At 45.2% G+C, this 7,084-nt stretch carries 9 protein-coding genes; 7 read left to right on the top strand and 2 right to left on the bottom strand.

Annotated features, from left to right (window positions below):
- A partial coding sequence (locus tag A2517_RS08445; protein WP_294896048.1) for a hypothetical protein occupies positions 1-326 on the bottom strand: 326 nt, incomplete at its 3' end.
- A gap of 223 nt (positions 327-549) precedes the next feature.
- Between A2517_RS08445 and A2517_RS08440 the strand changes: the two genes are divergently transcribed.
- The 7 genes from A2517_RS08440 (at position 550) to A2517_RS08410 (ending at position 6,778) form a co-directional block, all read left to right on the top strand.
- Positions 550-1,545: a hypothetical protein gene (locus A2517_RS08440; RefSeq protein WP_294896045.1), complete on the top strand. Its 996-nt coding sequence runs from the start codon at positions 550-552 to the stop codon at positions 1,543-1,545.
- Positions 1,546-1,615: 70 nt separating this feature from the next.
- Positions 1,616-2,074, top strand: coding sequence for a hypothetical protein (locus tag A2517_RS08435; protein WP_294896043.1), 459 nt, complete (start codon positions 1,616-1,618; stop codon positions 2,072-2,074).
- Complete coding sequence (locus A2517_RS08430; protein ID WP_294896041.1) at positions 2,071-3,150, top strand: FtsX-like permease family protein; 1,080 nt, start codon at positions 2,071-2,073, stop codon at positions 3,148-3,150. The genes A2517_RS08435 and A2517_RS08430 overlap by 4 nt, the downstream gene beginning before the upstream one ends.
- Positions 3,147-3,779 carry an ABC transporter ATP-binding protein gene (locus A2517_RS08425; protein WP_294896039.1) on the top strand — a complete coding sequence of 211 codons (633 nt, stop codon included), beginning with the start codon at positions 3,147-3,149 and terminating at the stop codon, positions 3,777-3,779. The genes A2517_RS08430 and A2517_RS08425 overlap by 4 nt, the downstream gene beginning before the upstream one ends.
- Positions 3,757-5,301: a cbb3-type cytochrome c oxidase subunit I gene (locus tag A2517_RS08420; protein WP_294896036.1), complete on the top strand. Its 1,545-nt coding sequence runs from the start codon at positions 3,757-3,759 to the stop codon at positions 5,299-5,301. The genes A2517_RS08425 and A2517_RS08420 overlap by 23 nt, the downstream gene beginning before the upstream one ends.
- Positions 5,298-6,251 carry a hypothetical protein gene (locus A2517_RS08415; protein ID WP_294896034.1) on the top strand — a complete coding sequence of 318 codons (954 nt, stop codon included), beginning with the start codon at positions 5,298-5,300 and terminating at the stop codon, positions 6,249-6,251. The genes A2517_RS08420 and A2517_RS08415 overlap by 4 nt, the downstream gene beginning before the upstream one ends.
- Positions 6,248-6,778: a YceI family protein gene (locus A2517_RS08410; protein WP_294896032.1), complete on the top strand. Its 531-nt coding sequence runs from the start codon at positions 6,248-6,250 to the stop codon at positions 6,776-6,778. The genes A2517_RS08415 and A2517_RS08410 overlap by 4 nt, the downstream gene beginning before the upstream one ends.
- Here the strand turns inward: A2517_RS08410 and A2517_RS08405 are convergent.
- On the bottom strand, positions 6,739-7,084 hold a 346-nt coding region (locus A2517_RS08405), incomplete at its 5' end, for an MBL fold metallo-hydrolase (protein ID WP_294896030.1). The genes A2517_RS08410 and A2517_RS08405 overlap by 40 nt on opposite strands.

Here is a 7,084-nt window from a genome sequence, read left to right as displayed (position 1 = left end):
TCACGTACTAAACTCACATCTCTCCTGATATCGTACATTAGTCGGTATAAGTTCTCTGCACGCTCTTGTGCTTCATGGTCGATAGGGCTAAGGGTCTCATTTTCAAATTCTTCAGCAATAAGAGCGATTTTTTCAAATGCAGTTTTATACGGCATTTCACGTGACGAGAGTCGATTTAGAAAGCTACTGTATCGAGTGGATCCGATAGGGCGGATAAGCTCATCGATATGGCTGCGTAAAAAAACATCTTCATCAATTTTAAAATAATTCATCAACGAAGTGACGAATTGAGTACGGATTTGATCTTCGGTCGGTCGGTTTTGCATAAATAAAGTATATCACGATGATCTTTAGAGTAGTGTTAGGGCAAAAATAAGGTAAAATGTTAGCGGGTATTTGTGAAAGTACCCTAATCCGCCAGAAGAGGCTCCCATCCTAACATTCGACCATACTATTATCCCCGAAGGCGATGCAGAACTCGGCGATAATCTTTTATATTATGACTACAACATTGACCATCTTCTCTCCCTTGAAGCGAAAGGGCTTACGATGGAAGACGAAGGGTACATCAGTGCGTTTCGTTCTTTTGAGGGGGAAGTGTATGAGAACTATATCTATGAAAAGCTTCTCCGCTACGCCGCCAATGAGCCGCGCATCAAAAGCTTTATCATTAAAGGGCCGCATAAACACCGTACCCGCGCCCAAAGTGATGCCCTCTCGGTAAGCTGGAAAGGGCAGATTATCTACCGTGCCCGTCACAAAGAGATCGGTGAATTCGACGGACTCCTTTTCACTGATAAAGAGCTCTATTTTGTCGAGATGACGTTGGTTAAATCGGTGAGCAATCTCAAAAAACGACTTCGCAAAAAACGGGCTTTGCTTGAAGTTCTTTTCCCCCGTTATAACGTTAAAGCACTGCTAGTTCTCAACGAAGGGGCGACAGGAACGTCTGACCTTCCTCCGTATGCCTCGGTATGGCTGACAAAACCGTACAGTGCACGCCATATTTTGGAACGTTTGAGTTCCAAGTCCGAGCGTGCCCCGATGATTCGGATCGAGAGCAGTAAAATCGCTCATGCAGAAGAGTTGAAAGTTGCGGCCTTCAAATACTATGCAACCCTCTCGTGGATGCTTCGCTCTCTGCGCGGGAAAGATCCAATCGATTTGGAGTTTTTCCGCCGTGCCGCAACACAGCGCTATCACGATATTTATACTAAAGTGTATGTCGGATACCTCGCCGTCGAAGATTTCAAAATCCTTGCACCTGATTTGAGCTGGAACGGCTCCAACGCATCACGTGTTGTCGTCGCAATCGAGAAAGATCACTCCGGCGGCTACTTTTTGACCTATTTTGTCCGTCACAGCTCTAAAAAGCTGGATAACGTGGTACTCGGTTCGGGGGGAAGTAAAGTAGCGAAAAAAGATCCGTTCGGAATTACCCTCACCGAAATGAATCATTTGGATAAAGTGATGGATGATACTTTTCTCCTCACTCTCGAGCAACATACGAAACTCGAAAACGTGTTGAGCAAACTGACCCATTAAAGTTTATTAACCGTTAATTATCCTTTTTTCACCTATACTTTCGTCATATTATTAGGTATAAGGGATTATTATGAAAAAGGTTATCATTTTACTATTCGTGACATTAACTCTCTGGGCTGCCCCCTATAAAGTAGGCCAATCGGTAATGCCGCTTGATTTGAGTGATCAGTTCGGTAAGCGTGTTGCCCTTAAAATGATGCCGAAAACGCTGATTATGGCATTCGAAAAAGGGACGGGTGCGACGGTTAACGAATATCTTACCGCTCAAGAAAAAGGGTATTTGGCAAAAAACAAAGCGGCGTTTGTTGCCGATATCAGCCAAATGCCGAAATTTATCACCGAGAGTTTTGCTTTGCCGAAAATGCGTAAATATACCCATACGGTACTGCTGATCCAAGATGAAGTACAGGGGCTTAATTTCCCGTATCAGGAAGATAAGATTACCGTGATGAAATTTCGGGGAAATTTCTTGACCAAAGTAGAATTTATCGAAACGGCCGTTGAACTTAAAAAAGCGATTGAGCAGTGATTACCCCTATCAAAGCTCTTCGTAAAAATCGGTTTAAAACCGCCCTTATTTTTATCAGTATGAGCGTTTCCATTGCCGCTATTTTTCTTATTAGTGCTATATCGGGGGGCGTCGTAAGTATGTACAGTGCGATGCTTAAAACCGACGGTGATATTATTGTCACTCAAAAAGGGATTGCCGATACTTTTTTCAGTGATATTAACCGTTCCCTCAGTGTTTCTATAGAAAAGATGGAGGGGGTTAAAGAAGCCAGTGCTTTGATTTTGGGTGCCGCACCCGTTGATCCTCTCCCGATTGTCGGGATATACGGGGCAAGTGAGAACCGGTATAAAAGCTATGCTCTCAAGCAGGGTACGTATCCCAAATCGGGCGAAGTGATGTTAGGGTCTAAAATCTATGAAACGCTCAAAAAACCGACCAAAATCGCTCTTTCAAAAAAAACATTTGTCGTAAGCGGTGTCTTTAAAAGCCGTATCGGATTTGAAGACGGCGGGGTTGTTATGAATCTCACCGATGCGGGAGAGCTGTTTCATAAAAGTGCCTCTATCTTTTTGATCAGCTTGGATGATCTGGGCAAAAGCGATGCAATCGTTGCGGAGATTAATAGTCTCAGCAGTGAAATCGAAGCAAAAACGACTGAGAGTTTTATCGATTCGTACAACCAATTCAAGATCATCAAAACCAGTTCCGATGTGATCGGAGCTATGGCTTTTTTAATGGGGATACTGGGAATTGTAAGCATGATGAGCATGGTAGTGAATGACCGTAAGGGGGAGTTTGGAATTATGCGTTCCATCGGACTCTCTTCGGGGACGATTATTGTGAAGCTCTTAAGTGAAACGCTGATTATTGCCATTCTTGCCTACACTGTGGCACTTGGGGCTTCGCTGGGCATATTGGAGATGATTGAGCATGCCGATAAGTTTCAGGGGTACATCAACGGTGAGATAACCGCAGCGTTGATGATTAAGGTCTTTATTGTTTCCGTTACGATGGCATTATTCGGAACCTTGCTTCCTGCCGTGTATGCTTCTCGCATCGACCCGATGAGCTTAATTCAAAGAGGTGGTGCATGAAAATCGAGGCACTGGGGCTGGAACATTTTTACGGCCATGAAAAAGTATTGAACGGTGTTGATATTGAGATTCTACCGGGGAGTTTTACCGCGATTATCGGGGAGAGCGGAAGCGGGAAAACAACTGTTCTCTCTATCCTCTCGACGCTACTGCAGCCATCATTGGGAAGCGTTCGATATGACGGTAAGCTTCTCCATGAACTCGGAAATATTGACCATTTTCGTCAGCATAACATAGGGTTTGTGTTTCAGTTCCACTATCTTATCTCCTATCTGACATTACGCGAAAATATCGCGTTGGCGGCATTGGATAAGACCTTGATCGATCCGTTAATGGGAAGTTTGGGGATTGAACGGTTAGGGAAACGCTACAGCGATGAGGTCTCAGGAGGAGAGCGGCAGCGTGCCGCGATCGCCAGAGCCTTGATCAATCACCCCTCAGTCGTATTTGCGGATGAACCGACAGGGAATTTGGATACGAAAAATGCACTGGGGGTGTATGAACTCTTTAGAGAGTTTTCGCATAGTGGGACAGGATTCGTCGTAGCGTCGCATGATAAAAAGATAGCCGACTACGCAGACGTTATTATTGAGATGGAGGATGGCATTGTTAAACAAATTCATAAATGATGAGCTTCCCCTCGCCTTTTTGTGGCTGATTCTCGGACTTTTTGCGGGGTTGGTCTATGCGGTAGAGATGGTGGGGCTGGACGGCTCTATGACACTCCTCTCCCCTGAGCGTGCGCGATCACTCCATATTTCGCAGATGCTGTACGGATTTTTCCCGTTGATCCTCTCGCTGCTCCCCTTTGCACTGTTTCAAAAAGAGGGGGTGCTCTCCGAAACCGCAATTGAGCATTTACGCCGCTATTTTGTCGTTTGGAATCTCTTCTTGCTCTTTATGTCTATGGCATTGCTGTTTGGAAATATTCGGGGATTGCCGTTTTACGATTTCCCCTATCAGCTCAATTTCCTTCTCGCTTTTAGCGGTCTGTTTTATCTTCTCGCCCTTGTGGATGCCTTGCGCCGCTATGAAAAACGCCCTTTGTGGGTTAATGTCTCGCTTGTGGCGGTTATCGCAGCACCCATCGCGTTGGTGGTATTGATGAACCCTGATTACGGTCAGGTGGAGCAGACCCTTGTGGGGCCGCATGGCGATAATACATTGGGGATGAGTTTTACCCTGATTCCGATCTATTATCTGTTGATTAAACTGGTAGCGACGCAGGAGTTTAAACCTCGCTGGCATTGGTTGTGGATCGTCCCACTTGCTGGCTATGCTCTTTCTCTCATTATCCGTAATTTTTTTCACAGTTTGAGCTACAGTGAAGAGTGGTTTTTTCAGTATTTAACGCTGTTGTACCTCCCTTTGTTGTGGGTATGGCTACGTGATGCGGGGGTGAGTTTTAAAACGAATCCGTATCTGATCTTCTCGATCGGCGCGTTTATTTTTGTCGATCTTCAGGGGAATTTTCTCTTTATCCCTGAAATCCGCGCCTTGATCCACCGTAATGATTTGGTTGTAGGACACGCTCACATTGCAATGGGGCTAGGGGTGGCATTTATGGCACTTGCTATTCTCCATCATCTTTTGCCGAATCTGTTTCGTCGTGTGTATGCGGTGATCTGGACGGTGTTGATGGCGCTGATGGCACTTGTTCTCACGATAGCAGGGATTATCGAAGCGGGAGGATTCACCGCAGCTGTAGAGCCTTTTTTGAGCCTTAGAGCATTGATCGGTGCATTAGTGGTGGGAATGGTGCTATGGATTACCTATGAGCGGATTCGATTCCGCCTCGATTCCCCGCTGAAGTTTTACCATCTGAGCGGTTTGTTGAGCGATGCGGGGGGCGGGGTGATCCTTATCCTCGGCGGTGCGGCACTTTTTCCTCTGCTGGGGTTTAGCTTTAGCGGAACGTATGAGTATATTGTATTTGCTTTTATGATCGGGACGGGATTGATGCACTGGTATGGAATCCACAGCGATCCACACCGCTTTGCAGAGCTTAGTGCGAGTGTACGTGCCATTTGTGCTTCGGTATTTGCCGCACTTTATATGGTGGGTACCATGGATGGAATTGCCCTTTTGGTGGCGTTTTACGATGGGCTATTTGCCCTGTTCTATTGGCTGGTCTTGCGAGGTAGAGAGTGAATCTTCTCGTCATTGTCCTCAGCTCACAGCTTCTTTACTATCTCCTTATTGCACAAACGGGAGTCGTGGGGGTATTTGATTCCCATATTCACGACCTCTTTACCCTCCCCATCGGCGGAGTGATAGGGGCACTGTTCAGTGCATTTTGGCGTCACCATATCCTGAAACATGAGCTTTCATTTTTATTCGGTATCCAAATTATGATTTCATGGTTTTATCCCAACTACTCGCTGGGAATGCTCTTGGCCCTTGGTTTTGTCGTCGGTTACACAACGCCGTTGCTTCTTTATATTTTCAAGTCTCAGAGCAAGCTACAGTTATCGTTAGGAATGGCGATTTCGTATGCGGTGGGGACGGCTCTTTATACCTATCCGTTTGAAGAACGCGGTATGATTGCGATTCTTTTTCCCCTTATCTCCATTGGTGCGTTATATTTTGCGAAACTCAAATTGACACGTACGAGTGAAAAAAAACCGTTTCATTGGCCGACGCTCGGGGTGATGATGCTTTGGATTTTTGCCGATTCGGCACTTTTTGAGACCCTTAGCCGATCGGGCAGTATGGATATTTGGAGTCAGTATACACTGCTTATTATTACTGCTCATTTAGCGGGAGTTTATGCCGCCTTTCGCTTTGGCGGCGAGTTAATGAGTCAAACCCGTCTTATTTGGGTTCTGTTTGTGCTGAGCTATCTTTTGTATTGGATACAAGAGCCGATTTTGTTGGCTATTGTCTATCCGATTGCCATTTCGTATTATAATGTTTTGTTGTTTCAAGCACTGATACGTTTGGCGGATATACGTCTTATCGGACTATCGATGATCGGTGTCGGCTGGATAGCGGCATCAGCGGCCAACGGCATTGCTTTGCACAACGAGATTTGGATAGCGGCAGTTATTTTAACTCTTTTCGCATTGGTGTACCCATTTTATTTTAGGAGAATTACATGAAAAAAATAGTGAGTTTGGCGGCGGTTTTATTGGCTGCCTCCGCATTTGCGGGCAATTTGGCATTTGAATCGGGAAGCATAAAAGCCCATACCGAAGTATTCGGAGACAGCTCAATTGATCCGACTGCCAAAAAAGCAACATCGCATTTGTCAATGGATGCGGCTCCCGCAACGTTAAAAGGGACGATTGAAATCTCTATGTCTGATTTGATTAGCGATAACAAAAAGCGTGATACCAATATGCAAGAGACATTGGAATCATCTACTTTCCCTAAAGCGGTGTTTGAAGTCAAAGAGGTTGTGGCTAAAGGGGGAGATAACGTTATCCTCAAAGGGGCGATGAATCTTCATGGTGTCACGAAACCGATGAGTTTTGAGGGGACGGTGAGCGAAGAAGCTTCTAAAGTCCGTATCAAAGTCAAAAGCAGTATGAAAATGACCGATTTTGGGATCACTCCGCCGAAAATGGTTTTTTTAGTCGTACGTGATCAGGTCGATTTGAATGTGGATGTCGTTTTAAAACGATAAATTTCTCCGACACGGAGGATTTTAGATTCAAAGGGATACTTTTTTGCACCGATCAGCTCTTCAAACCATTCGATCGGTTCATCTAAAGTATCATCAGCGAGCTTGAATGTTCCATAATGGATAGGAATCAGGGTTTTCACCCCTAAATCGTCTGCTACTTGGAGTGCTTCGAGGGGTGAAATATGAAAATGGCGCATGATCGGCTCAGGTCGGTACGCTCCGATCGGCAAAAATGCTTCATCGATATCAAATCTCTCTTTTATTGCTTTAAAATGTTCTCCCATCGCACTGTCACCGCTATGATAG

It is taken from the genome of Sulfuricurvum sp. RIFOXYD12_FULL_44_77 (assembly GCF_001830725.1).
GTDB classification, from domain to species: domain Bacteria; phylum Campylobacterota; class Campylobacteria; order Campylobacterales; family Sulfurimonadaceae; genus Sulfuricurvum; species Sulfuricurvum kujiense_A.
Note: the sequence above shows the minus strand (reverse complement) of the source record. Positions and strands in the feature narration are given on the sequence as shown.